Here is a 24275-nt window from a genome sequence, read left to right as displayed (position 1 = left end):
CAGTAGGATGAGGCATGCGCTCTCCAAAATGGCCCCTCCTGGCCGCCCTGGCATTCGCTTGCGTCGCCTCCGCGGCCAGCCCCGTTCCCACCTACCAGACCCAGACCCTCGAGGGCTGGACGGTTCGCATCGATGACCGCCTGCTGACAGCGGCGAACAAGCCCGCGACGGACAAGGCCCTGGTGCTCCTGGCGGCGCAGCTCAAGGATGTCGTCCGGATCGTCCCCGCGGGCCCCGTGGCTCAGCTCCGCAAGGTGACGCTGTGGCTGTCGCCGCCCTATCCCAACGAGAAGCCGAGGGCTACGTACCATCTTTCCGAATCCTGGATGAGCCAGAATGGTCGCAACCTGGCGATGTTGAAGAGCGTCGAGTTTTCGAATGTCTTCATCTTCGAGGAGGAATCCAAGCGGATGCCCGTGTTCGTGCTCCACGAGCTCAGCCACGCCTATCATGACCAGGTGCTCGGCTGGGAGCACGCCGGCCTCGCGGCTGTCTATGAGCACGCCAGGGCATGCAAGAGCTACGACCGCGTGGAGCGCTGGCGTGGGCCCGAGCAGCCCAACACGTTCGAACGTGCCTATGCCATGACTGACGTGGGGGAGTACTTCGCGGAGAACTCGGAGGCGTTTTTCGGCCGTAACGACTTCTATCCCTTCACGCGTGAAGAGCTGGGCAAGCACGACCCGGGCATGCTCGCGCTGCTCCAGCAGGTGTGGCAGGTGCCCACGACCACGCCCCCCACCCCGCCGCCGGTGTCCGCCGCCTTCGATGCCCGCTGCTACTACCGGTTGACGACCCTGTGGCAGGGCGATGGCATGTCGCTGGACATTCTCTCTGACGGCAAGGCCAACAACGTGCCCATCCTCGCCAAGACGGGCGACTACTGGGGACAGCTGTGGAAGCTGACTCCGGAGGCCAACGGCTTCTACCGACTGACGACCCAGTGGCATGGGACCAGCCTGTCCCTGGCCAACACCGCCAGCAATCGCCCCCTCCTCGTCAAATCGGCGGCTGTTCCGGAGCAGCGATGGAAGCTGACTCCGGAGCCCAACGGCATCTACCGGCTGACGACCCAGGCGCAGGGCGACGCGCTATCACTGGACATCGTCAATGACAGCAGGGCCAACAACATCCCCATCCTCGACAAGACAGGCTGCAATGACTCGGGGCAGCTGTGGAAGGTGACCCCCGTCCCCGCGCTCCCTGAGCCTGGAGTGGAGGATTCGCCGTGAGCCAGCCACCTTGAGCTCACCCGTGCGCACCGCGCTGGAACAGCCAGGCGGCTCCGAGAAACAGCGCGACGAAGCCAGCGTTGAGCGCCAGGATCTCGACAGGCGGGCTCCACGGCAGCCCCCATCCGGCGAGCACCGCGACTACCGCGATCGCGGCTTGCGTGAAGGCCATCGCGACCAGCGTGCGCGCCATGCCGGCCGCGCGCAGGCGCACGATGAAGGCACCGGCGAGGCCGACGAGCAGCACCCCGCTGTAGAGCAGGTTGGTGCGGTCGCCGTCCGCGCCGATGATGCCGACGCCGAGGCTCAGCCAGATCAGGCTGAACGAGGCGAAGAGAGCGAGGCCAAGGGCGGCCCGGTACGCGGTGCTGGGGGTCGCGGTTCGCATGGGCGTGTCTCCATTGTCGATGATGGAAAGGGTCGAAGCAGGCCTAAGGTGGCACTCCCGCGCGAGGGCGGCGGGTCGGTCGGGGCCAGCGGTCGAAATCCGGCGCCAGACGTCGCAGGGCGCAGTCGACCGGCGCGCTGGCGGGCATCTCCACCGCGAGGCACCGCCGCTTCAAGCCCTGGAGGCGGGCGGGGTCATCCGACGGCTCCTGCGGGGCGGCGGACGGAAAGGGCGACGGCCACGGTCCACACCGCCAGCGCGAACTCGAGCACCCGCTGCGCGGCGCCGTCGAACTCGAAGGTAGGATCGATCAGCCAGATCGCCAGGGCCGCCGGCACGCCGCACCACAGGGCGACGGTGAACAGGCCTCGGCCGGCGGGGCGGCTCCGCATCGCCAGGCCGATTACAAAGACCCCGACGATCCCCGCCAGATAGCCGAGCCCGCCGAGAAGCTCGTGCAGCATCGCCGCCTTGCTGGGCGACTCCATCGAGCATTGGAAGTCGCAGCGGAAGACGCCGCCGAAGAACAGGCCGAGGCCGTTCAGCGCGCTGAGGCCGAAGCCGATGAACAGCAGCGGCGACTTCGGAAACAGCCCGGCGCACATCAGCCAGAAGGCGGCCAGCAGTGCGCCCGAGGCCATGAAGGCGAGACTGACCGCCTGTCCGGTGTCCGCACCGGTCGCGCCCAATTCGCTGATGTACTGCCGAAGATGGTCGTAACCCGGATAGGCCAGACCGCCCGCGATGGCCGCGCCAGCCAGGATGAGCAGGCTCAGGATCGCGCAGGCAAAGGCGATGGTTCGCAAGAGGTCAGTCCCCCCGGGGCCGTGACTCGCGGGGACGGCCTCGCCCAAGGCGATCGAGGACCTGGGTGACCCGCGCGGCCGTGGACCCGTGGACGGATAGAACTTCCACTCCCAGCTCAAAAGGGTCGTCGAGCAGCAGCCAGGCGAGCTTCTCGTCCACCTCCGCCCTCAGCTCGGCATCTTCGTGTGCAGGGAGCTTGATGCGCTCCCGCTCCTCGATGGGCACGAAGACGACGAGCTCCAGGGTCCGGGTGGTGGAACGAATCCGGGCAAGCCACTCGTCCAGGTCGAACGAAGCTGCGTCCTCGTGCGTCAGGAGGTACCCAAGAAAATCGAGGGGGCAGCGATCAAACAGGACTTTTCGCGCGCCCTCCTCCTCTTCGAGCAACTCCATCGAGCGACGGAGCTGTTCGAGGAAGTCTTCCAAGCTCGGAGGAGAAGCGAACTCGTAACCTTCCTCTTCGAGCAGGTGGTACGGCTCGTCGACGACCCGATACTCCGCGAGTCGTTCCTCCAGCGCTTCAATGAGCGTCGACTTTCCCACCCGGTGCGAGCCAGTCACTGCGAGGCGCATGCGCGTTCGTACCGCAGATAACGGGTCGCCCCAAGCCCGTCAGCGCGCCGGCTTCGGGACGTGCTGATCAATCAGGATGGGGTTGCCATCGGGGTCGATGAGCATGAGGCTCGCGGGGCCGGTGGAGGCTTCGTCCGCGGCGGATGCGAGGGTGAGGCCTCGGGCCTGGAGCGTCCGCTGGAGCTCGCGCACGTCGTCGAAGTCGGCCAATGGACTGGCGTTGCGGTCCCAGCCCGGATTGAAGGTCAGGAGGTTCTTGTCGAACATGCCCTGGAAGAGGCCGATGGTGCTGGTTTCGTTCTGCAGGATGAGCCAGTTCTGGGCCGCGTCACCGCCGATGGCTCGGAAGCCGAGCTTCTCGTAGAACGCGCGGGAGACGGCGAGGTCCTTGACGGCGAGGCTCACGGAAAAGTTGCCGAGGCGCATGGGTGCGGCTCCTGTGGGCGAGGCGGTGGCGGGTTGGCGAGGAGGCGTCGCTGCGCAACCGCTCAGGGTGAGGACGAGCAGGACGCCGCTGAGGATTCGAACCATGGGGTGCTCCAGGACTGCCGGGTGTGACTGCCGCTCGGCATGGTACCCTCACGCATGCCCGACCACCTGCTCGGCAGTGACGGCCGAGACAGGGGGGCGCATTCGCGGAAGCAGCACGGTGAAGCAGGTGCCGACACCGGGCGTGCTGTCGACGTGGATGGAGCCGCCAAACGCCGAGACGATTTCGTGCGCGATGTAGAGCCCGAGGCCGAGCCCCCCGTACTCGCGCGAGGAGACGGCCCTCGCGAAGCGCCCGAAGATGTGGGTGAGCCTGTCCGGCGCGATGCCGATGCCGTGGTCCTTCACGGTGAGGAGCGCGACGCCACCTTCCTGGATGGCGGAGAGCTCGATGGGCTGTCCGTTGCCGAACTTGAGGGCATTGGCGAGGAGGTTGGTGATGACCTGCTCGAGGCGGGTCCTGTCCCAGCGGCCGATGACCGGCGTCTCCGCGTGGAGGATGACGGGTGAGTGGGAGCGGGCGGACTCCTCACTGAAGTACTCGGCGACGTCGCGGGTGACGGCGGCGAGGTCCACCTCCTCGAGCTGGAAGGGCACCTGGCCCTCCTGGAGGCGGGAGACGGAGAGGAGCTCGTCGATGAGGCGGGTGAGCCGGCGTATCTGCATCCGGGCGGTCCTGGAGACGCGGGAGACGACCTCGGGCATGGCGGGCTGGGAAGGGCGCTCCAGCCCCTGCATGGAGAGCTTGAGCGAGGTGAGCGGGGTGTACAGCTCATGGGCGGCGATGGAGAGGAACTCGTCGCGCAGGCGGATGGCCTCGCGGGCCTCGCGGTACAGCCGGGCATTGTCGATGGAGGTGGCGATGCGCCGCGCCAGCTCCTGGGCGAGCGCGAGGTCCGCGGGCCCGTAGCGATGCCCGGGAGTCACCCGGAAGAAGCAGATGGAGCCGAAGCTCCTGTCCTGGGCGATGAGCGGCACGGCCATGGCGGATTGGATTCCGAGCGAGCGCAGCCGCTCGAGGTGCCCGTCATCCAGGCTGAACGTCCGGAGGTGCTCGTCGGAGACCTCGGGGACGAGCAGCGGCGCGCCGGTGCGCAGCGCCACCACCTCCGGCAGCCCTGAGTCCCAACGAAGGGGATGTCGCTGCTGGAGCTCACGCAGGCGCGCCTCGCTGGCGGGGGTGGCGCAGGCGACGGCGACGCAGCGGGGCTTCTGGGGCTCGTCGAGCACCGCGACTCCACAGCAGTCGGCGAGGAAGGGAACGGCGAGGTGGGCGGCGCGGCTCACCGTCGTCTCGTAGTCGAGGGACTCGGCCATGCCCGTGGAGGACTCGGCGAGGAAGCGGACGGCGCGCTCGACCCGGCGGCGCTCCTCGACTTCGACCTGGAGCTTCTCGAAGAGGAGGCTGTTCTCCAGGGAGATGGCCATCTGGGAGGAGAGGAGCTGGAGGATGCGGACCCGGTCGGACGAGAAGGCGCGGGTGGCGAGATTGTTCTCGAGATAGAGCACGCCAACGGAGGTGGACTGACGGCGGATGGGGACGGCGAGTGCGGACTTGAGGGCGTGGGAGACGACGTAGGGGTCGGAGGAGAAGGCGCCCTGACGGGCATCGGCGAGGACGACGGCGTCCCCGGAGTCGTAGGCGTGGGCCACCATGGTCGGGGGCACATGCGGAGAGGCGTGGAAGGGCGTGCGCTCGAGGGAGACGGGCTCGGAGGTGGAGCCGCGGGCGCGAACGAAGAGCGAGCCCTCCTCGTGGAGGACCAGGGCGCCGCACTGAGCGCCGGCGACCTCCAGACAGACTGTCATCAGCTTCTCGAGGAGCCTGTCGAGGACCACTTCTCCGGAGAGGGTCTGCGCGGCCTTGAGGATGCTGAGCAGGTCGAGGCTGGCGCCGCGGGCCTCCCCATGCTCTCGCGTGGTGGGGGTCTTCCAGGGCAGGGCCCCGGCGAGGGCGAGGTCCGGGAACTCCTCCTCGAGGGCCGCGGCCTTGGCCCTGGCGCCCCAGCGGGCGAAGCCCTTCACGGCGGCGCCCAGGTAGAGGGAGGCGATGCGGCGGTGTCCCCGCGCGCGGTAGAAGCGGCCCGCCAGGTCGTGGGCGAGCGCCTCGTCCTGGGGGAACTCGTTCTGATGTGCGGCGTCGATGGCCGAGTCGTACAGGTGCATCGCATCGTCATGGCGACCCTCGAGGCGGGCGAGCTCGGCGGCGACCAGCAGGTGCTTCTGGCGGAAGTTCCCGGGGAAGCCCCGGGCCCACGTGTCGAGCTGGTCCAGGTGCTCCCTGAAGCGGGCCAGGAGGAAGCCCTTCTCCGAGTCAGGGGCCGCGGGGTGGTACGCCGCGAGCGTCAGCGCCGAGTAGAAGGTGTAGTCGATGGAGGGCAACAGGGGCCGCACCAGGTGGAAGCGGCGGCGGGCGGCGCGGCGCATCTCCAGCGCATCCGCGAGGTCGCCCAGCAGGAAGGACGTCTGGAGGCGCAGGATCTGGTACTCGCAGAGCACCAGGGGGCTGTCGCGGATGGTGTCGAGGTACTCCTTCTCGGTGAACGCAGCATCGTCGTAGCGCGCCCGCTGGTGGGTCCTGTCCTGGAGGCACCGGATGGCCTGACGGTAGGCGCAGAGGAGGCTCGCCATGTCCCGGTGGTCGACCTTCTGGATGAAGGCCAGGCTGGCCTCGCATTCGGCGTGGACGACGGACAGCTCCGTGCCCATGGCGAACAGGACCTCCACCACCTGCGTGGCGGCATAGCTGGCGAACAGGAACTCGTTGCCCTCCAGTCCCACGGTGATGGCCCGCCGCAGCAGCGAGATGTTGGCCCGGTACGGCGTCCGCCAATGGCTCACCCCCCCGGCGAACGTGGTCAGACATCGGCACTCCTGCGTCGGGTCGCCATAGCGCCGGCTCAGCTCCACTCCCGTCTCGCCAATCAACATGCCGGTGTCGTAGTCGCCCGTGGCTACGCCGACTGTCATGGCGTAGCCCAGATAGGAATGTGAGGAGTAACGGCTGTGTCCGTGCTCCAGGGCGAGGTGGAGCATGCGCGCCTGGAGAAAGGCGAAGAGCGCCTGCTGGTCCTCGAAGTACGCGGCCATGACGATGCTCGACGTGAACCGCATCAGGGTGAGCAGCCATGGGTCCCGGGTGGAAGGGGCGGCCAGGAGCTCCTCCCGGGTGCGGCCCCGCAGCAAGGCGCCCACGGCGGTGGCTTCCTCCGCGATGGCCCGCTCCAGGTCGTGCTCCGGGGGCTCTTCCCGCATCAGCCGCAGACCCTCCCTCCCCCACCGGATGGCTTCCCGGTAGTTGCGCGCGAGGGTGTAGGCCGTGATGTGGATTTCGTAGAGGTTCACCTTCTCGAGGTCGGAGGTGACATGGGGCAGCGCGGCCTGGATGAGCTCCTCGGCGAGGCGATGGTCGCCGGTGAGGTGCGCGCACTCCGCTGCCTGCCGGTGGAGCCGAAGCGCCAGCTCGGGGAGTGAGCGCCACGCGTCCCCTGGGAGGAGCTCCAGCCCATGCTTCAGATAGACGAGCGCGGAGCCGAGGGCCGAGGTCGCCTCGGCCTTGCCGCCGGCCCGCAAGTACAGCCCGGCGAGCTGGAGGCGCTCGGCCGGCTCCAGCCGCTGGCCCGGCTCCAGGCCCATGTCGAGATGGTCCACCACCTCGAAGATTCGCTCGTCGAGCTCCGACTCGGCGACCCCCTCCAGCAGCCGGCGCCCCAGCTCCCGGTGGAGGTGGCGCCGCTCCTCGTCGGAGAGCAGCGAGTAGATGGCCTGCTGGATGCGGTCGTGCACGAAGCGGTAGGTGGCGGCCCGCGCCGCGGGGCTCTCCGACGCGCGCCCCCCACCCACGAAGCGGGGCCCCTGGCCCGCGGGGACGAGGAGTCCTTCCTGGAGGGCGCTCCAGAGCGCTCCGGCCGTGTCCTCGGCGGACTTCCCCACCACGGCGGACAGCAACCAGAGGTCCACCCTGTCCCTGAAGCAGGACGCCACCTTGAGGAGCTGCTGGGTGAGCGCGGGGAGCCGGCGGATGGCCAGCAGCATCAGCTCGACGACGTTCTCGGTGGCCTCCACCTGGACGATGCGCTCCAGGTCCCAGGTCCACCCACCGCGCTCGGCGTCGAAGACCAGGAGCCCGGACTGGTGGAGGAAGCGCAGGAGGCGCTTGACGAAGAAGGGGTTGCCCGCCGTCTTGCGCAACAGCAGCTCCGCCAGGGGTTCGACGCGCCCGGGCCCCCCGTGGAGGGTGTCGCTACACAGGTGGATGAGGGCATGGAGGTCCAGCGGGGGGACTTCGAGGGTCTTCAGCGTCGCTCCCGCGGCGCGCATCTCCCCGAGCGTCCGGGTCAGGCGATGGTCCGGCCCCACCTCTGGAGAGCGATAGGCACCGACGAACAGCACATGGTGGAGGTCCGTTGCCGTGGTCAGGGAGCGGAACAGCTGGAGCGAGCCCGCGTCCGCCCACTGCATGTCGTCCATGAACAGGACGAGCGGACTCTCGCGGGTGGCGAAGACCTGGAGGAAGGACTGGAACGCGAACTGGAAGCGCCTCTCCGTCTCGGCGGCCTCCAGAGGCGGAGGGAGGGGCTGCTCACCGAGGAGGCGCGCCAGCTCTGGAACGAAGCGAAGCAGGATGACGCCGCTGGAGCCCAGCGCGTCGCGCAGGCGCTGGCTCCAGGAGAGGACGGTGGCGGGAGGCTCCTGGAGCAGGCTCCGGACCAGCCCGCCGAGCGCCTTCACCAGGGAGGCATGGGGCACGTTGCCGTGGAGCGGGTCGAACTTGCCGAAGAGAAACCGTGCGCCCTTCCCGAAGCGTCCGTGCAGCTCGTGGACGAGCGAGGACTTGCCGGAGCCGGCCTCCCCCGTGACGAGGAGGACCTCGCTGGGGCCGGCGCGCACGCGCTCCAGGGCACCGCGCAGCTCGGCCAGCTCGCGCTCACGCCCATAGAGGGTGTTGGAGATGACGAGCTCGCGCGCCAGGTCATGCCACGCGAGCGTGAAGGGAGCGATGGCGCCGACGGCCTTCCACTGACGCCAGGCCTCGCGGAGGTCGAAGTCGAGGGCCTCCGCGCTCTGGTAGCGCTCCTCGGGCATCTTCGCGAGCAGCTTGAGGACGATGTCGGAGAGGACCTTGGAGATGAGGGGGTTGAGCTGCTCCGGGGGAACGGGGGGCCTGGCCAGGTGGGCGTGGATGAGCTCGATGGGGTCCGCCGAGACGAAAGGAGGAACCCCGGTGAGCATCTCGTAGAAGGTGGCGCCGAGGGCGTAGAGGTCGGCCCGGTGGTCGACGAGCCGGTTCATCCGCCCCGTCTGCTCCGGCGCGATGTACGACAGCGTCCCTTCGGACGCGCCCACGAGTCCCGAGGCCTTCGTCGCCGTGCCGAAGTCAATCATCGTCAGCTGCCGGGTGTCGGGCCGCACGACGACGTTGGACGGGTTGATGTCCCGGTGGATGACGTTGCGCTGGTGGAGGCTCAGGACGATGTCCGTGAGCTGGACGGCCAGCTCCAGGAACAGCTCGGTCGCGAGCGGCGCCTGCCCCAGCCGATGCTCCAGGTCGAACGGGCCGGCGTCCTCCAGGACGAGCGCCAGGACTCCCGCCACCTCTTCCAGCGCGAGCGGCTTCACCACCCCTGGAAGGTTCAGCCCCCGCAGCACCGTGTGCTCGTGCCGGAGCGCGGCGGTGGCGTCGGCCCCGGCAGTCCCGGGTTGGACCATCTTGATGACCCGAGGCCCGCCCGAGCGCTCGTCCCGGACACGGAACACGGCGTACCGGCGCCCCTGGTGGATTTGAAGAAAGTCGCGGTAGCCAGGAATCTGAAGCAACCCACGTCCCCCCAGGGTGAAGCGGCACAAGCCCCCTCCCCAGCCTCACGATGGAGGTGGGAAGGGCACTCCAGAAGCATCGGCAGGGGAAGCCACCGATTGCTTGAGCGGCGGGAGTCGAACCAGCAGCCAGGGCGCGAGCGCCTGGCCCGGCTCGACTCCCGCTCGCCGCCGCGCGGCGCGCGCTTACGGCGTGAAGGTGCGGACGCGGAGCGGTCCGTGGCTCGCGCCGGACGGCGTGTCTTCAGGCATGGCCACCAGGAAGTGCCCCGACTTGTTGAACGCGAACCCCATGTCGCTGCGGAGGCCGTGCCGGATGCTCTCGATGAAGGGGCTCGTGTCGAAGGGGCCCACACGGCTCATCACCGGAACCCAGGCGGAGCCATTCCACTTGCGCAGGAAGCGCCCGGCGCGGGCATCCGGGGCGCGCGAAATCAGCAACACCGTGGGGACACCCGCTCCATCCATCCTGAGCAGCGGAGGTACGTCATGGAGGGTGGCAGCGCCCCAACCCTTGAGTCCCGCCGTCGGCGTGGCCGCCCAGGCGCCGTTCTGCTCGCGCACCACCCCGACGATGCCGTTGCTGACGTAGGCGACCCAGGGCGTCCCATCCGGGGCGAGCGCCAGCGAGGGCACCTGCGACAGGGTGGCGCTGTCGTCCGGCACCTTCGTGCCCACGCGCAGCCACTGGCTGCCGCTGCGCCGGAAGACGTGGGTGAACATCTTCCCCTTCAGGTCGCCGCGCCAGTAGGACTCGTCCCACGCCACCACGATGCGGTCGAACCGGTCCACGGCGATGGAGGGATTGCGGAGACTTCCGTCCCACGCCGTGGGGCCCAGCGAGGCTAGCGCGTCACCCACCTGCTCCCAGGCCAGGCCGTTGAACCGGTAGACGTGGAGGCGCGAGTCCGTGACGTTGTAGCCGGCGAACACCACCGCGACGAGCGGCCGGCCCTGGTTGTCCAGCGTGGCCGCCACGGACTGGGCCTCGTAGTCCTCCAGACCGAGGGCGTCGCCCACTTCGCTCCAGGCCACCCCGCTCCAGCGCCGCATGCGGACGCTCGTCACCGCGGGAAAGGGGCGCAGCTCGACGAACGCCACCATGGGAGAGCCCGCCGCATCCATCAGGAGCACGGGCCGACTGGAGCTGTTGCCGCCCGGCGCGTCGCCCAGCTGCTGCCAGGTGCTGCCCGTCCAGCGCGAGACGAGGATGTTGTTCAGGCTGTCGTCCTCCCACGCCACGACGGGCTGGTTCGTCCCATCCACCGCCAGTTGAGGGGCTCTGCTGTTGAACTGGCCCGAGAGCTGGGGGCTGCCACCCAGCCACTTCCACCGCGAGTCCGTCACCTCGACGGCGGAGACCCCGGGCGGGGGCGAGCCTGGAATCGCCCGGAGCCACAGGTTCAGGTGGCCGTCCCTCACGGGCACGTCGAAGGACAGCGTGTACGCGCGCAGCGGCGTCACCAGGTCCCGGTAGTCGTACACATGCGTCTCGTATTCAGCGAGCACCTGCATGCGGCGAACGGCCTGGGGGGACGGCTCCGGCTCGATGAGGAGGAACTGGACCGTGTAGATGCCCGGTCCCGGCACCGGAATGCTGTAGCTCACGCCGTCGCCGATGCGCAGCGACTGGTACAGCCCGTCGTTCTCCGTGCCCGCGATGGGGGCCGTCGTCTGGAAGGCCTGCCCGCCCGAGTAGGCGGTGTCCGCCTGCCAGAGCCGTCCATAGGTGTCGGTGAACGCACCGCCCCCCGAGTTGATGCGGATGGGCAGCGTCACCGGAGCGAGCGCCTGCTCCTGTGTGGACGGTGGAGCCTCCTCCAGCGCTTCACTGCCACCGCAGGCGGCCAGCCACACCGCGCCCATGAGACCGAGCAAGGTCCCCATTCTCTTCCCGTGCATGTGTTTTCTCCGGGCCTCCGCGCGGGAGGCCTCGATGGCGGGGCACCTTCGTGGTGTCCGCTCGCGTGAACACACGGAGGACTCTGCTCCGGCATTCACCGGCTGACTGGGAATTAGAGGTCCGCTCTTCTATGACGGTGAGTCATGATTCGACTCCAGCGGCTCGAGGGCTTCTACTGGGTGGCGCGCACGGGCGGGTACTCGCGTGCGGCCCGCGCGTTCCCCTACCCGATTACACAGCCCGGCGTGTACCGGCAGGTGCAGCGACTGAGCGAGGAGCTGGGCGTGACGCTCTTCGAGCGCACCGGACGGGACCAGGTGGTGCTCACCAGCGCGGGGCGCGCGCTGCATGACTTCGTGGCGCCGTTCATGGAGCGGCTACCCGCCGTCGCGAGCTCGCTGCGCACGGGCGAGCAGGGAGGCACGCTGCGGATGCACGCCTCGAACCTGGTGCTGCGCCACCTGCTGCCCCCCTGGCTGCTGCGGCTGCGGCGCGCCCGGCCGGACATCCAGGTGCGCCTGTCCGAGGCGAAGACGCCGGACCTGGCGCTGCTGCGGCTGGGGGAGACGGACCTGCTGGTGGACCACCTGCCCGAGGTGCCCGGGGACATGGAGGCCCGCCGCATCGGCACGGTGCGTGGGTTCCTCGTGCTGCCCGCGTCGCACCCACGGGCGCGGATGAAGACAGTCGCTCCGGACCAGCTCGCGGAGGAGCCCTTCATCGGCTACAGCACGGACCGGTACCTGCTGGACCTGCAGCTCCGCGCGCTGGCCCTGCACGGCGTCCACCCGCAGCGGCTGTACTCGGCCGAGTCCGCGGAGACCATCCTCGGCTTCGTGGCGGCGGGGCTCGGGTACTCCATCGTCCCGTCATTCCAGCCCTCGGGGCCGCGCGAGCGGGGCGTCGTCGCCCGGCCGCTCCTGCGCCCGCGAGCGGACTTCCCCATCTACGCCGTGACGCGCCGGGGAGAGGCGCCCCAGCCGCTCGTCGAGGCCGCCCTGGCGCTCGCCCCGGAGGACGCGGCGCCCCTCGTTCGTCGCCCCTGAACGGCCCCCTCCCCTACTTCGTGGCTCCGGCCACGGGCTTCTCCGCCTCGACGAGCGGATCCTCCGCGAGCCGCTCCTTCTGCAGGCGCCTCGCCGTGGCCTCCGCCTGGCGCATCACGCGCAGCAGGTTCTTCCCGGCCACCTTGCGAACGTCCTCATCCGAGTAGCCGCGGCGCAGCAGCTCCGCGAGCAGCGCGGGGTAGGTCTCCACGCCCTCGAGCCCCTGGATGGTCGTGGAGATGCCGTCGAAGTCCGAGCCCAGCCCCACCGAGTCGATGCCGGCGACCTTGCGCACATGGTCGATGTGGTCCGCCACCTGGGCCAGCGTCGCGCGGGGCGCGGGGTTCGCCGCACGCCACGCCTCGAAGGCGGCCTTCCCCGCTTCAGGGTTGCCGGGATGCAGCGCCTTGAAGCGCTCGCCGGCGGCGCTCTCCTCGGCGTAGTGCTTGCGCACCGCATCGGAGATGAAGCCAGGGACAAAGGTCACCATCACCAGGCCGCCATTCTTCGGCAGCCGTCGCAGCACCTCGTCGGGGACGTTGCGCGGGTGCGGGTCGAGCGCGAACGCCGAGGAGTGGGAGAAGATGACGGGCGCCTGCGTGACGTCCAGCACCGCGTTCATCGTGCGCGCGGACACGTGCGAGAGGTCCACCAGCATCCCCAGCCGGTTCATCTCGCGCACCACCGCGCGGCCCTGCTCGGTGAGGGGGGTGGCCATGGGCGCATCGGTGGCGGACTCCGCCCAGGGCACGTTCTTGGAGTGCGTGAGGGTGAGGTAGCGCGCGCCGACGCGGTGCATCTGGCGCAGCACCGCCAGCGAGCCGCCAATGGAGTGTCCCCCCTCCATGCCGATGAGCGAGGCGACCCGGCCCGCGCGGTGCTCACGCTCCACGTCGTCCGCCGTCAGCGCGAGCGAGAGCTGCTTGGGGTAGCGCTCCACGAGGCGGTGCACCACGTCGATCTGCTCGAGCGTGGCCTGGATTGCCGCGCCACTCTCGAGGTCCGCCGGGACGTAGACGCTCCAGAACACGCCCCCTACCCCGCCCTCGCGCAGGCGGCGCAGGTCGGTGTGCAGCGGCGGCTCGAGCTTGCGGCCGTCCTGGGCGAGGTCGAGCGCGGCGAGCCGGTTGCCCACGCGCTCGCGAAACTGCCAGGGCAGGTCATTGTGCCCGTCGATGAGGGGAACCTGGCGCAGCAGCCCGCGGGCGCGCTCCAGGCGCGCGGCGTCCTCCCGCGCGGGCTGGGCGTGGGCCAGCGTGGCGACGAGGCCAAGCGCGGTGCACAGGGAGAGGGACAGGGCGGAGCGCAGGGCGAACATGGGGCAGTCCGGGAAGCGAGGGGGCCCCAGTGTAGCCGTCAGTCACCGGACCCTCCAGGCGCCCGGCATCCGGCGGACAACAGACCTGCCCCCGGGTACCTACCCGGCCGGAGCTTCCCTTCTCTATGTCCATTGGCCGTCCGCTGGCGCGCTGCTCCGAGTGCCCGGCATGGGAGGCACGATGAGCGCAAGACGGGTAGCCGGTGTCGTATTGGGCGCGGCAGCGGTGGTCATCCTCGCCTTCGGCGCGGCGGCGCAGGCGCCCACCCAGGGCAAGTCGAAGAGCCAGGCGCCGCTCCCCGTCCCCCTGAGAGCGGAGTCGAGCTACATCCCGGTCGACAACGACGCCAGCTTCGAGGACATCCACAAGCGCGGGGTCGCGGCGAAGCCCAAGATGATGCAGCGCCAGCGCGCCCTGCTGCAGGAGCGCTACGACCTGGCCAACAGGCCCTTGAAGGCCGTCACCATGACGCGCGGCAAGCCGGTGCAGGTCGGCGTGCGGGTGAAGCTTCCCCAGGGAGCCACATGGGAGCAATTGGCGCGAATGGCCCCCGCGGAGCTTCGCCAGAAGGGGCTGTGGCCCCGGGGCTTCCTGCCCCTGCCGCACCCCTTCCACGAGGAGGGCGGGATGGTGTTCCCGAACTTCCACATCCAGGAAATCCGCCGCCAGGAGGGACGCGACCTGGAGCGGTTCGACGTCGAGTTCGACCTCGCCGACCACTTCCTGCCCGAGTTCCCGCCGGCCATCTTCCTCACCACTCGCCCGGACCTCGGTGACGTGTCGAAGGGCGAGCTGGTGACCAACCAGACCTTCTACCGGCTCTTCAACGGCATCCTCAACCCCAAGCAGCTCAACGGGCTGCGGCTGCTGGTGACGCAGTTTCCCCAGCAGCAGTTCAACCTGACCCATGATCGACGCAGCGTGAAGCCCAGCGGGGGCGTCTCCTGCTTCGACTGTCACGCCAACGGCCACACCAACGCGTCCACCCACCTGGTGGGAGACATCCGCCCGCAGCCCTTCCGCAAGCGCATCGACACGCCGACCCTGCGCGGCGTGCACAACCAGCGCCTCTTCGGCTCCCAGCGCGCGCTCAAGACGGTGGAGGACTTCACCGAGTTCGAGCAGCGCGCCGCCTACTTCGACGGCGACCCGGTCATCGCGACGAAGAAGGGACAGAACATCCTCGAGCGCGGCGGGCAGGTGCAGGACATGGCCGAGTTCCAGGAGCTGCTCAACTTCCCCCCGGCCCCGAAGCTGGACGTCTTCGGACGGCTCGTCCCGGCGCTGGCCAGCGAGCAGGAGTTGAGCGGAGAGAAGGTCTTCTTCGGCAGGGGCCGCTGCGCGGAGTGCCACCCGCCTCCGCTCTTCAGCGACAACCTGATGCACGACCTGAAGGTGGAGCGCTTCTACGAGCCGGTGCTCGTCAGCGGCCGGATGGCGGCGATGGACGGGCCCATCAAGACCTTCCCGCTGCGTGGCATCAAGGAGAGCCCGCCCTACCTCCACGACGACCGGCTGCTCACGCTCGATGACACGGTGGAGTACTTCAACCTGGTGCTGGGCACCCAGCTCACCGACGCCGAGAAGCGGGACCTGGTGGTCTACCTCTACGCGCTCTGACTCGACTTTCGCCCTTCTTGAACCACGCTCTCGGGTCGCCCGTTGGGAGGCTGCCACCTCAGCGGCTCGGCCTCCTTCTGGGACGCCCAACCTGGCGAAAGGAGTGCCAGCGCCTCGGGGGCCGGAGTCTTCGCCAGGGGATGGCGTGCCCGTACCGCGAGGCCCGGCGTCTTGTTCGCGCACCAGGGCTCGCCAGAGGGCCCGCGCCGACGCGAGCACCTCGGCTTCGCCTACCTGCTCGCCGTTCTGGGCCGCCGTGCGCGCCAAGTCTACCAGCGCGCCCCACACCAACCCCTCGCCCAGCCGGACGCAGCCGGGGACGAGCGCCCCGTCGCGCTCGCCCTTCTCCAGCACCTCGCGCACCAGCGCCCGCGTCGCCCCGCCGTACGACTGTCGCGAGATGAGCGCTCCAGCCGCCCGAGGCCCGGGAGCGGGCGGCGAGCGCGGCCCATACTCCCGCGCGTGCCAGTGCAGGAAGGTGAAGCCGAACAAGTCCGGCTGCGCCAGCGCCCACCGGGCCAGCTCCCACCAGAAAGCGTGGAAGGCCTGGCCGAAGCTCACGCCCGGCCTGCCGTGGCTCAACATGAAGGCGACTTCCGCCTGGTAGCTGAGCTCCTTCTCGGTGAAGTCGCGCACGGCCAGGGCCAGGCCCAGCTTGCTGCCGTAGCGCCGGTACAGCGTGCCCACCGACATCCGCATGGCCTGGGCCAGCCCCGAGGCCTGCACGTTGTCGTACCCCCGCCACGCCAGCAACGCCGCCGCCTCGCGCATGGACTCGGCGTGCATCATCTCCAGAATCCCCATCCCCATCCCCTTCCCTTCCCTCGGGCGACTGACTGCCGTGAACGAGCCGCCCCTCCGCTTCGCCCTCCCCCTCGGGGGAGGAGCCTCCGCGGTATGAACGTTCCTTCCGCCTGCACCTGTCTACCGGGTGGGTCTGACAGGGGGGCCTCACACGGCAACGCCCCGGGTTGTGGACCCACCGCGGGGTGCCTCACGCGGCAGTGCCCCCGCCCCGGGTTGTGGGCCCACCGTGGGGTGCCTCACGTGGCAGTGCCCCCGCCCCGGGTTGTGGGCCCACCGTGGGGGCTTCTCAGGGAATCGCCCCGGGTCGTAGATCACCGTGGGTGCTTCGCGGCGCAGCGCCCGGGTCGCCCACCGTCGCGCAGACACAGGCCTACTCCGCGAGTAGTCTCCTCGATGGCGGGTGCACCGCATCCCTTCTCCGCGAGGAACCTCATGGCAGGTGGCTACCTGAATCCGGCACGCCTTCCTCCGGGCACCCAGGTCGGGCCGTGGCGCGTGGTGAACCGGCTGGGCATGGGCACCTACGGCGCCGTCTACCTTGCCGTGGGCCCCGAGCAGGAAACGCCAGGGCCCGTGGCCCTCAAGCTGGCCCTCTACCCTCGCGATGCGCGCTTCAAGCGAGAAGGAGAGCTCCTCTCCCGCCTATGCCACCCGGCCGTCCCTCGCCTCCTGGACTCGGGGCACTGGAAGGACGCGGCCGGCGCGCGCTACCCCTACCTCGCCATGGAGTTCGTGCAGGGCGCGTCCCTGTACATCTGGGCGCAAGCGCACCTGCCCTCTTCCCGTCAGCTGCTCCGGCTCCTCGCCACCCTGGCGCGCGCCCTCGAGGCCACCCATTCAGCGGGCGGCGTCCACAGGGACGTCAAAGGTGACAACGTGTTGGTGCGGCATTCCGACGGCCACGTCTTCCTCACCGACTTTGGTTCCGGGAACTACCTGGGCGCCACCCCGCTGACCTCGCCGCCGTTTCCTCCCGGCACTCCGGAGTACCGCTCGCCGGAGGCGTGGCGGTACGTGCTTGACCCTGACAGGGACGTGGCCGTGCCCTACGCCCCCGGGCCGGCGGATGATGTCTTCGCGCTGGGCGTCACCGCCTACCGACTGATGACAGGGGAGTACCCCCCTTCGCTTGCAACCGCGGATGACGGCGCTCGGCTCTGGCTCCTGGCCGGGAATGGACCTCGTCCTCCGGGAGCGCTCAACGAACGCTGCTGCGCGGAGCTGAGCGCCCTCGTTTCACGAATGCTCTCCCCCACCCCCGAGACGCGCGGTAGCGCCCGTGAGCTCGCGGTGGCGCTGGAGCGGGCCGCTCGCCATGCGGGTCCGGAGGCGGATGCGTCCCTCTTCGTCCGGCCAGCGCCTGAGTCCGAGGACGCGTGGACATCTCGCCCGCGCGTCGCGTCCCCGGCGCGTCGTACGGGTTGGAGTCCGTGGGTCGCGGCGGCAAGCCTGGGAGTGGCACTTACTCTGGCCGGGTGGATGCTGAGCATGTCGGCCGGAGACGCGCCCGCGGAGGTCCGAGCTTCAGCGCAAGGAGAGGCGCTGGATGGCGGCGCTGTCGCTGTCGGTGACTCCGCGCTGATGGAGCCGGTGCCGTCATCCATCGCCCCGTTCGCGTGGTCAACCATCGCCGTGGACATGCCACTCAAGCCCTTCCCGGGACAGCAGCGGCCAGACCCCCGCGGCCGCTGTCCACGCAAAGGGCAGGTTCCCCTCCAGGGCAGCTGCTGGCTGAAGCTGGACTGGTCCCAGAAGGACTGTGAAGAGAACGGCTACGTGTACAAGGACGGGTGTTTTGTGCCCGCCTACCCACCCCCGCGCCCCGCCACCTCGGGTCCCGCGAACTGAGCCTGCCCGATTGGGCGCTGCATTTCTCCCATGCGCTAGATTTGCTCTTCCTACTCGGCTCTACTCACGACTCGTGCCGGTGGGCGATAAACCCTCTCGCACGAACAGGTGGGTATCCAATCAAACCGTGGAGGAACCAATGGCAAAGCGGATCTTGTCCTCTCTCGCTGTCGCGGCCGTCTTCCTGAGCGCCAGCCCGGCCAGCGCCGGCTACCGGGAAGCCGCTTACGTGACGACGCTCTACAGCGACGCCACCTACACGACGGTGGTCGGGCACATCTATCCCAGCTGCGGCCTGCACTACGTGCAATACCATCTCGAGGGTACCTACTCCTTTTACGGAACCGACGAGTTCGTCGGCTATTGCACCGAGAACGGCTGGGAGCCGCTCTGAGCGTGGCAGCCTGGTACCTGGCGTCACCTGACCGTTGAAGCGGCAAGCAGCGGAGCCTCCGGCAACCCGGGGTGCTCCGCCGCGGGTCGCGCCTTCCAGCGAAGCAGCACGAGCGCCGCGGCGACGAGGACCCCGAAGTCCACGGGCGAAGCCTCCAGCCCGTAGCTGCCGCCGGTGAGCCACTCCTTCCCGGCGTGCTGGACCGGCGCCCACCAGCCCTTGGACTCCACGCCACTCACCGCGACGCCAAGGGCGCCCATGGCCCAGTTCCAGCCCATGTGCAGACCCACCGGCAGCGCGAGGCTTCCCGTCCGCATGAAGCAGAGGCCGAAGACCAGTGCCGCCACGAACACGTTCACCAGGGCCCAGACCCTGCCGCTTCCCGGGACATCGCCCACGGGATGGCCGAGCGCGAAGATCGTGGCCATGACCAGCTGCGCCTTCACGGGCCCGATTCCCTGGGTGAGCCGCTGAAAGGCATAGCCGTGGAACGCCAGCTCCTCGGACAGACCTACCCCCAGCATGACCAGCGCGCTGCGCAGGAGCAGTCCCACCTGCGCCTCCGGCACGCGCACGAAGTGAAAGCCACCGGCAAGCCAGACAATGGCGGTCCCCACCCCCACCAGCGCCACGCCCGCGGCGATGCCACCCGCGAGGTGCCGTGCGAAGCGCAGGTCCATCCGGAGCCCGACGCTGCTGCCGCCGCGGCGCTCGAGCCGCACACAGATGGCCGTGGAGAGCAGGACGCCGAAGAAGGCCACCCAGGAACCCGGCACGAAGAACCGCGCCTCCGCCGGCAGGAACCGGTGCCCGGCAAGCAGTGGGCCGGTGAGCACAATCGTGAGGAGCAGGAAGCCGACGGCCTTCCACCCGCTGCGCCAGTGGCGCTGACCGTCGAAGAAAACAGAACGCATGGGGCTCTTTCAATGAGGGTACCCAGGCGTTACGGACCGCGAGCAGCTCGCTTGCACGGGAATGAGTTGGGGCCGCGCCACCTGCCCGCTACGGCCTCGCTTGGGGGAGCCCGACCCCGCTGATAGCCTCACGAGACACGGACCTGGAGGATGGAGCGATGATGCGTGGAGTCCTACTGGCCCTGGGCCTCATACTCGGGCTGGCGTGTCGACCTGCCCCGCCCCAGCAGACTCCCGAGTCCAGACTCCTTCCCTGGTCCAGGCAGATCGAGGTGCGGGAGGCGTGGCTCGCCGAGCGCCATGCGCTGCTGCTTCCCATGATGCGGAACCACGGCATGGGCATGTGGATCATCGTGAACGAGGAGTTCCACGACGATCCGCTGACCCAGTACGTGGCACCGCCACGGCCCTACGCCAGCTCCTGGGACCTCTTCGTCTTCATCGACGCGGGCGATCAGGGCCTGAAGAAGTTCGCGCTGCCGCTCCAGTCCGAGGAGCACGTCGAGAAGTTCTTCGAGGTGCCCCCCATGCGCTACGGCGCGGGACTGGCCCTGTCCGAGCTGTTCCTCCAGTACCAGCTACGCACCATTGGCCTGAGCATGAATGGGAAGCGCGGCGTGACTCGGAGCCTGACGCGCGCGGGCCATGCCTTCCTCGTCGACGCGATGGGGCCCGAGGCGGAGCAGCGCTTCGTGAGCGCGGAGCCGCTCATCACGGAGTACCTGGACACGCGCCTGCCTGGGGAGTTCGAGCACTACCAGAACCTGGTCGTGCTCACGGAGAAGTTGGGCCGCCAGGTGCTCTCGCCGGAGGTGATTGTCCCTGGCAGGACGACTGTGAAGGACCTGCGCGGCTGGCTCTATGACCGTGTCGGGGGACTGGGCCTCGGGATGTGGTTCCAGCCGGACGTGAGGGTGCAGCGTCAGGGGCTCGTCCCGGACATGAACATGGGCTTCCTGAAGGCGGTGAAGGACGAGACGGTCCTCCAGCGGGGAGACCTCGTGCATCTGGACTTTGGAATCAGCTACATGGGGCTGCACAGCGACTTCCAGCGGATGGCCTACCTCCTTCGCGAAGACGAGGAGGATGTCCCCGAGGGGCTGAAGCTGGCGCTGGCCAACACCCATGCCCTGCAGGACGCGCTGATGCTGCGCGCCTCCAAGCCCGAGCGGCCTGTCTCCGAGGTCCACGAGGCGGCCATGGCGGAGATGCGTGCGCAGGGCATCGAAGCGCGAATCTATTGCCATCCCCTGGGCAACCACGGGCATGCCCTGGGCGCGGACATCGACGAAGGGAGCGCGAGGCGGCCAGACCCGCCGAGACTGCGAAAGGGCTCGTACATCGCCATCGAGCTGAAGACGACGACGGCCGTGCCCGAATGGGGAGGTCAGAAGGTCCAGGTGATGCAGGAGGATCCGGCCTGGCTCTCCGACGAGGGCTGGAAGCTCTTCGTGCCCCGGCAGGAGTCCTTCTTCCTCATTCCCTGACGGCCACAGCCGGACCGGGGCAGGCGCACCTTCAGGGCTCGCGAAGCCGTACGAGCCTCCAGGCGAGAGGCATCCACAGGCCGGCGATGGCGGCCTTGAGCAACCCACCGGGGAGGAAGGGCAGGAAGCCCTTGTGGAGGGCCGTGGAGAGGTCGAGTGGGACCACCACGCTGAGCCAGGTCACGCCGATGGCCAGGATGACGAGCTGGCCCACGAGGAAGAGCGGGATCGCCTTCCACGGCAGCCTGTCGAAGCCCTGCCGCGCCGCGAGCCCCACGAGGAAGGCCGCGGGGATGAAGCCCACCAGGTAGCCGCCCGTCGGCCCGAGCACCTGGGCCCAGCCGCTGGCCCCCTTGGAGTAGAACGGCAGTCCCACCGCGCCGAGCAGGACGTAGGCGAGCTGCCCGGCCGTGCCCCGCACGGGCCCGAGCGCCGCGGCCGTGAGGACGACCGCGAGCGTCTGGCCGGTGATGGGCACAGGGGAGCCCGGCACCGCGATGGCGACCTGCGCGAGCAACGCGGTGAACAGCGCGGCGCCGAGCACGAGCGCCCCATCATGGATGCGCGTGCGTGCGAAGACGTCGGCCAGGACGCGAGGCGGTGGAGCACCGGTGCTCGCGCTCAAGAACGTCCCACCCGGGAGGAGTACGAGCAGCGGGACGACTCGGAGGGGCGCGGAGACACGGACCGATGCTCAGCGAGGACGCGCTCCGATGCAAGCTGTCGACGAGCCCGGGAATGTGACTTCGGGGCGCGGCATCCCTCCCCGCGTCCGGTACACTCCGGGCATGACGATGGATCCTCACGGGGCATGGGCGTACCGCCCGGATGCTCCCCTTCGAGGCATGGCGGAAGGGCCACTCGCGGGCCTGACGTTCAGCGCGAAGGACCTGTACGGGGTGCCGGGCTGGCCGCTCCGGGGCAGCTCACGGGCCGTCCTTCCCGAGGTGGGTGACAGTCCGCTCGTGGCCCGCCTCCTGGGGCTCGGGGCGACGCTCCTCGGCAAGACGCACCTGCACGAGGTGGCACTCGGCATCACCGGCGCCAACGCCTTCGGCGGGACGCGCAACCCGCTGGACCCCGCACGTGTGGCGGGTGGCTCCAGCGGCGGTGCGGCCGTGAGCGTCGCGACGGGCGAGGTGGACTTCGCGCTCGGCACGGACACGGGTGGCAGCATCCGCGTGCCAGCGGCGTGGTGCGGCGTGGTGGGCTTCAAGCCCACGAAAGGCAACACCGCGTGGCCCACCGAGGGTGTGCTGCCGCTGAGCGACACCTGCGACCACACGGGCCCGCTCGCGCGGGACGTGCGCGGGGTGGCGCGCGTCCACAGCGCCCTGTCGGGCGAGGCCGTGACTCCGCGTGAATGGGCCGGCGTCCGCGTGGGCGTGTGGGACGTCTCCGCCTGGGTCACCCCGGATGTCTGGGCCGTGGTGGAGGCGGACGCGGCGAGGTTGGCGGCGCTGGGGGCGCGAGTCACAAAGGTGTCCTTCCCCGACGTCATGGATGCGTACACCCCCATCGTGCTGAGCGAGGCAGCGGCCGTGCATGCGCGGGCCTTGACGAGCGAAGCGCCAGGCTTCATCGCCGCCACGGAAGCGAACCTGCGCGCGGGCGCGGCGCTGAGCGAAGCGGACGTGGCCGCCGCGCGCGCCAGGCGGGAGGCGTACCGCACGCGCTTGGAAGCGCTGTTCAGCGAGGTGGACGTCCTGCTCGGCCCCGCGGTGCCGGACGTGGCGCCACGATTCGAGCAGGAAGAAGTCAGCGTCGCTGAAGGAGCGCTGCCGGTGCGGCGCGCGGTGCTGCGCATCACCGCGCAGTGGAGTCTGCTGGGCGCGCCGACGCTGTGCCTCCCCCGTCCGCTCGGGGCGCTGTCAGTGGGCGTTCAGCTGGTTGCGCCATGGGGACAGGACGTGGCCTTGCTCGGCTGGGGGCTCGACTGAACACTGTCATGGTGAACCGATGAACCAGAAAATCACAGGCTTCCATCGCGACCAGGAAGAGCACTGGGTCGCCGACCTCGAATGTGGCCACCGGCAGCACATGCGCCATGACCCGCCCTGGGTGGTGCGCCCCTGGATCCTCACGGAGGAAGGGAGGCGCAGCCGGCTGGGAGTCGAGCTCGATTGCAAACGCTGTGACGAGGCAGGGCGCGCGGTCGCCGAGGCGGTACGCGAAGCGCTGAGGACCGCGGCCCGGCAAGCGTATGAGGACGGAGGCCTGAGTGGCCTCTGCGCCGAGGGCCGGTGGGAGCTGGCCCTGGACGCGCTCGGTTCAACAGACCTCCTCCCGGTCATCCACCGCGCACTCGAGCGCGTCAGTTCGAGCTCTGGACCCCGACTTCCGGCTGGGTGGGATCGTCGTTGACCTGAAGCGGCGCGGGAGGCTGCACGGCCTGGACCTGCGAAGACGACGGGTCGAGGACCGGGTTCGTCGGCTGCGCGGACTTCATCCAGAGGAGCGACGCCGAGAGGACCACCGAGGCCTCCTCGGCCGTGAGCCAGCGATTCTCCGGGGCCACGAGGTGGACGAAGCGGGTGGGCGCGAGCTGCCCATCCGGGTCTCCCTCCACCGCCCCGTGGACGGCGTCACCCGGCGCGTGGAACTCCTGCCAGCGGTAGTACGTGCCCTCGATGATCTGCAGGACCTCACGCTTCGGGATGAGGCCATCGCGGTTGCTCGGCGGGCTCACCACGCGGAAGTACCCCGGCGGATGCAGCGGGATGGGGGCGCCCAGCACCGTCTTCCGAGTCTGCAGCAGCGCGCTCAACGACAACCGCGGCAACGGCTGACCGGCGCCCGGCACTCCGGGCCCGATGAAGCACAGCCTGTTCATCCAGCCTTCGACGACGTTCTGGTTCTGGGAGACCATGCGAACGCCGATTCCATCCCAGGCGGCGCTGTGCCCCCGGTTGACTCCGACGATGTACCGCTCGTTCGTGCTGCTGTAGTAGACCCAGACGGGGCTGCCGCTGGCGCCTCCCGTCGAGGTCGCGTCGTAGTACATCCTGCGCGACTCGTAGAGGCCGACGTCGCCGAACCCGCGCCACTGCTCCTGGTTGACGCCGACCCCCGCGAGCGGCAGCGACTCGGACGGATAGCCCGACAGGTTGATGAAGCCGGGCTCCTCCTCGAACGCGACGGGGATATAGGTGTTGATGCCCATGCCGGCGAACGAGCTCGACACGAAGATGGCGCCGTAGTCGTACTTGCTGTCCAGCGTGGCAATCCACTTCGTGTTGGTGGCGCGCCCCGAGTCCACCTTGCTCCCATAGGGGTCGACGCTGCTGCCCTGCACCTCGCTGTAGTAGCTGCCGGGATGGACCGACGCGACCTCACGCCAGGTGCCTGTCTGGCCATTCCAGACCACGTGCCCGTTGGTCAGGATGGTGCAGCCCGCGATGAGCCCGCCGCTGCCGCGGCCTCCACCCAACGGGCCGAGCTTCACCTTCACCACGGTGTTCCACGGGAAGACGATGGGGCTCTGGACGATGTCGCGCTCGTCGGCGGCCTCCGCTGGGGCGGAGAACCCGACGAGACCGGCGATGAGAGACAGGGCAACCGGCGTGCGGACGGAACGGCGATGAACGTGTGACGAGTCAACGGACAATGAAGCCTCCTTGCGAGTGCATGA

19 protein-coding genes and 1 pseudogene are annotated in these 24275 nt (G+C 69.5%); 9 read left to right on the top strand and 11 right to left on the bottom strand.

Annotated features, from left to right (window positions below):
* The first annotated feature begins 14 nt into the window (after positions 1 to 14).
* Positions 15 to 1232, top strand: coding sequence for an RICIN domain-containing protein (locus tag G4D85_RS32980; protein ID WP_164018039.1), 1218 nt, complete (start codon positions 15 to 17; stop codon positions 1230 to 1232).
* Positions 1233 to 1248: 16 nt separating this feature from the next.
* Here G4D85_RS32980 and G4D85_RS32975 read toward each other — a convergent pair whose 3' ends face one another.
* The 6 genes from G4D85_RS32975 to G4D85_RS32950 form a co-directional block, all read right to left on the bottom strand.
* Complete coding sequence (locus G4D85_RS32975) at positions 1249 to 1620, bottom strand: hypothetical protein (protein WP_164018038.1); 372 nt, start codon at positions 1618 to 1620, stop codon at positions 1249 to 1251.
* A 194-nt stretch (positions 1621 to 1814) separates the two neighbouring features.
* Positions 1815 to 2426: a DUF998 domain-containing protein gene (locus G4D85_RS32970; protein WP_164018037.1), complete on the bottom strand. Its 612-nt coding sequence runs from the start codon at positions 2424 to 2426 to the stop codon at positions 1815 to 1817.
* 4 nt (positions 2427 to 2430) lie between these two features.
* The gene (locus G4D85_RS32965; RefSeq protein WP_164018036.1) at positions 2431 to 3000 is read right to left on the bottom strand and encodes an AAA family ATPase; all 570 of its coding nucleotides are present in this window, start codon (positions 2998 to 3000) and stop codon (positions 2431 to 2433) included.
* Between the two features lie 39 nt (positions 3001 to 3039).
* The gene (locus G4D85_RS32960; RefSeq protein WP_164018035.1) at positions 3040 to 3426 is read right to left on the bottom strand and encodes a VOC family protein; all 387 of its coding nucleotides are present in this window, start codon (positions 3424 to 3426) and stop codon (positions 3040 to 3042) included.
* 153 nt (positions 3427 to 3579) lie between these two features.
* Positions 3580 to 9306, bottom strand: a complete 5727-nt coding sequence (locus tag G4D85_RS32955; protein WP_164018034.1) for a sensor histidine kinase — start codon at positions 9304 to 9306, stop codon at positions 3580 to 3582.
* Between the two features lie 186 nt (positions 9307 to 9492).
* Entirely contained in the window at positions 9493 to 11208 is a 1716-nt protein-coding gene (locus G4D85_RS32950; protein WP_164018033.1) for a malectin domain-containing carbohydrate-binding protein, read from the bottom strand.
* A gap of 144 nt (positions 11209 to 11352) precedes the next feature.
* On the opposite strand from G4D85_RS32950, the gene G4D85_RS32945 reads away from it, so the two are divergent.
* Positions 11353 to 12255 carry a LysR family transcriptional regulator gene (locus G4D85_RS32945; RefSeq protein ID WP_164018032.1) on the top strand — a complete coding sequence of 301 codons (903 nt, stop codon included), beginning with the start codon at positions 11353 to 11355 and terminating at the stop codon, positions 12253 to 12255.
* A gap of 13 nt (positions 12256 to 12268) precedes the next feature.
* On the opposite strand, the gene G4D85_RS32940 is transcribed toward G4D85_RS32945, so the two are convergent.
* A complete protein-coding gene (locus G4D85_RS32940) occupies positions 12269 to 13573 on the bottom strand; it encodes a dipeptidase (protein ID WP_164018031.1) in 1305 nt (434 codons plus the stop codon).
* Between the two features lie 181 nt (positions 13574 to 13754).
* On the opposite strand from G4D85_RS32940, the gene G4D85_RS32935 reads away from it, so the two are divergent.
* Together G4D85_RS32935 and G4D85_RS32930 are read left to right on the top strand one after the other, a co-directional pair.
* Entirely contained in the window at positions 13755 to 15194 is a 1440-nt protein-coding gene (locus G4D85_RS32935; RefSeq protein WP_240359640.1) for a cytochrome B6, read from the top strand.
* 256 nt (positions 15195 to 15450) lie between these two features.
* A complete protein-coding gene (locus G4D85_RS32930) occupies positions 15451 to 15801 on the top strand; it encodes a hypothetical protein (RefSeq protein WP_164018030.1) in 351 nt (116 codons plus the stop codon).
* A gap of 38 nt (positions 15802 to 15839) precedes the next feature.
* Here G4D85_RS32930 and G4D85_RS50855 read toward each other — a convergent pair.
* Positions 15840 to 15965: pseudogene (locus G4D85_RS50855) on the bottom strand (TetR family transcriptional regulator); the annotation flags it as partial.
* Positions 15966 to 16433: 468 nt separating this feature from the next.
* Here G4D85_RS50855 and G4D85_RS32920 point away from each other — a divergent pair.
* Positions 16434 to 17849 (top strand): serine/threonine protein kinase, encoded by a 1416-nt coding sequence (locus G4D85_RS32920; RefSeq protein WP_164018029.1) that lies wholly within the window; start codon positions 16434 to 16436, stop codon positions 17847 to 17849.
* Positions 17850 to 17988: 139 nt separating this feature from the next.
* Entirely contained in the window at positions 17989 to 18243 is a 255-nt protein-coding gene (locus G4D85_RS32915) for a hypothetical protein (protein ID WP_164018028.1), read from the top strand.
* A gap of 23 nt (positions 18244 to 18266) precedes the next feature.
* On the opposite strand, the gene G4D85_RS32910 is transcribed toward G4D85_RS32915, so the two are convergent.
* On the bottom strand, positions 18267 to 19157 hold the full coding sequence (locus G4D85_RS32910) for a CPBP family intramembrane glutamic endopeptidase (RefSeq protein ID WP_164018027.1): 891 nt from the start codon (positions 19155 to 19157) through the stop codon (positions 18267 to 18269).
* A 158-nt stretch (positions 19158 to 19315) separates the two neighbouring features.
* Between G4D85_RS32910 and G4D85_RS32905 the strand changes: the two genes are divergently transcribed.
* Positions 19316 to 20644, top strand: a complete 1329-nt coding sequence (locus G4D85_RS32905) for a M24 family metallopeptidase (RefSeq protein WP_338052923.1) — start codon at positions 19316 to 19318, stop codon at positions 20642 to 20644.
* 31 nt (positions 20645 to 20675) lie between these two features.
* Here the strand turns inward: G4D85_RS32905 and G4D85_RS32900 are convergent, their stop codons facing one another.
* Positions 20676 to 21269, bottom strand: a complete 594-nt coding sequence (locus tag G4D85_RS32900; protein ID WP_240359639.1) for a biotin transporter BioY — start codon at positions 21267 to 21269, stop codon at positions 20676 to 20678.
* Between the two features lie 220 nt (positions 21270 to 21489).
* Between G4D85_RS32900 and G4D85_RS32895 the strand changes: the two genes are divergently transcribed.
* A complete protein-coding gene (locus G4D85_RS32895) occupies positions 21490 to 22584 on the top strand; it encodes an amidase (RefSeq protein ID WP_205525819.1) in 1095 nt (364 codons plus the stop codon).
* Positions 22585 to 22603: 19 nt separating this feature from the next.
* Entirely contained in the window at positions 22604 to 23008 is a 405-nt protein-coding gene (locus G4D85_RS32890) for a DUF3565 domain-containing protein (RefSeq protein WP_240359638.1), read from the top strand.
* Here the strand turns inward: G4D85_RS32890 and G4D85_RS32885 are convergent.
* On the bottom strand, positions 22959 to 24251 hold the full coding sequence (locus G4D85_RS32885) for a trypsin-like serine peptidase (RefSeq protein WP_164018025.1): 1293 nt from the start codon (positions 24249 to 24251) through the stop codon (positions 22959 to 22961). The genes G4D85_RS32890 and G4D85_RS32885 overlap by 50 nt on opposite strands.
* Positions 24252 to 24275: the final 24 nt, after the last annotated feature.

Origin of the sequence: Pyxidicoccus trucidator (assembly GCF_010894435.1) — a bacterium.
GTDB classification, from domain to species: Bacteria; Myxococcota; Myxococcia; order Myxococcales; family Myxococcaceae; genus Myxococcus; species Myxococcus trucidator.
Note: the sequence above shows the minus strand (reverse complement) of the source record. Positions and strands in the feature narration are given on the sequence as shown.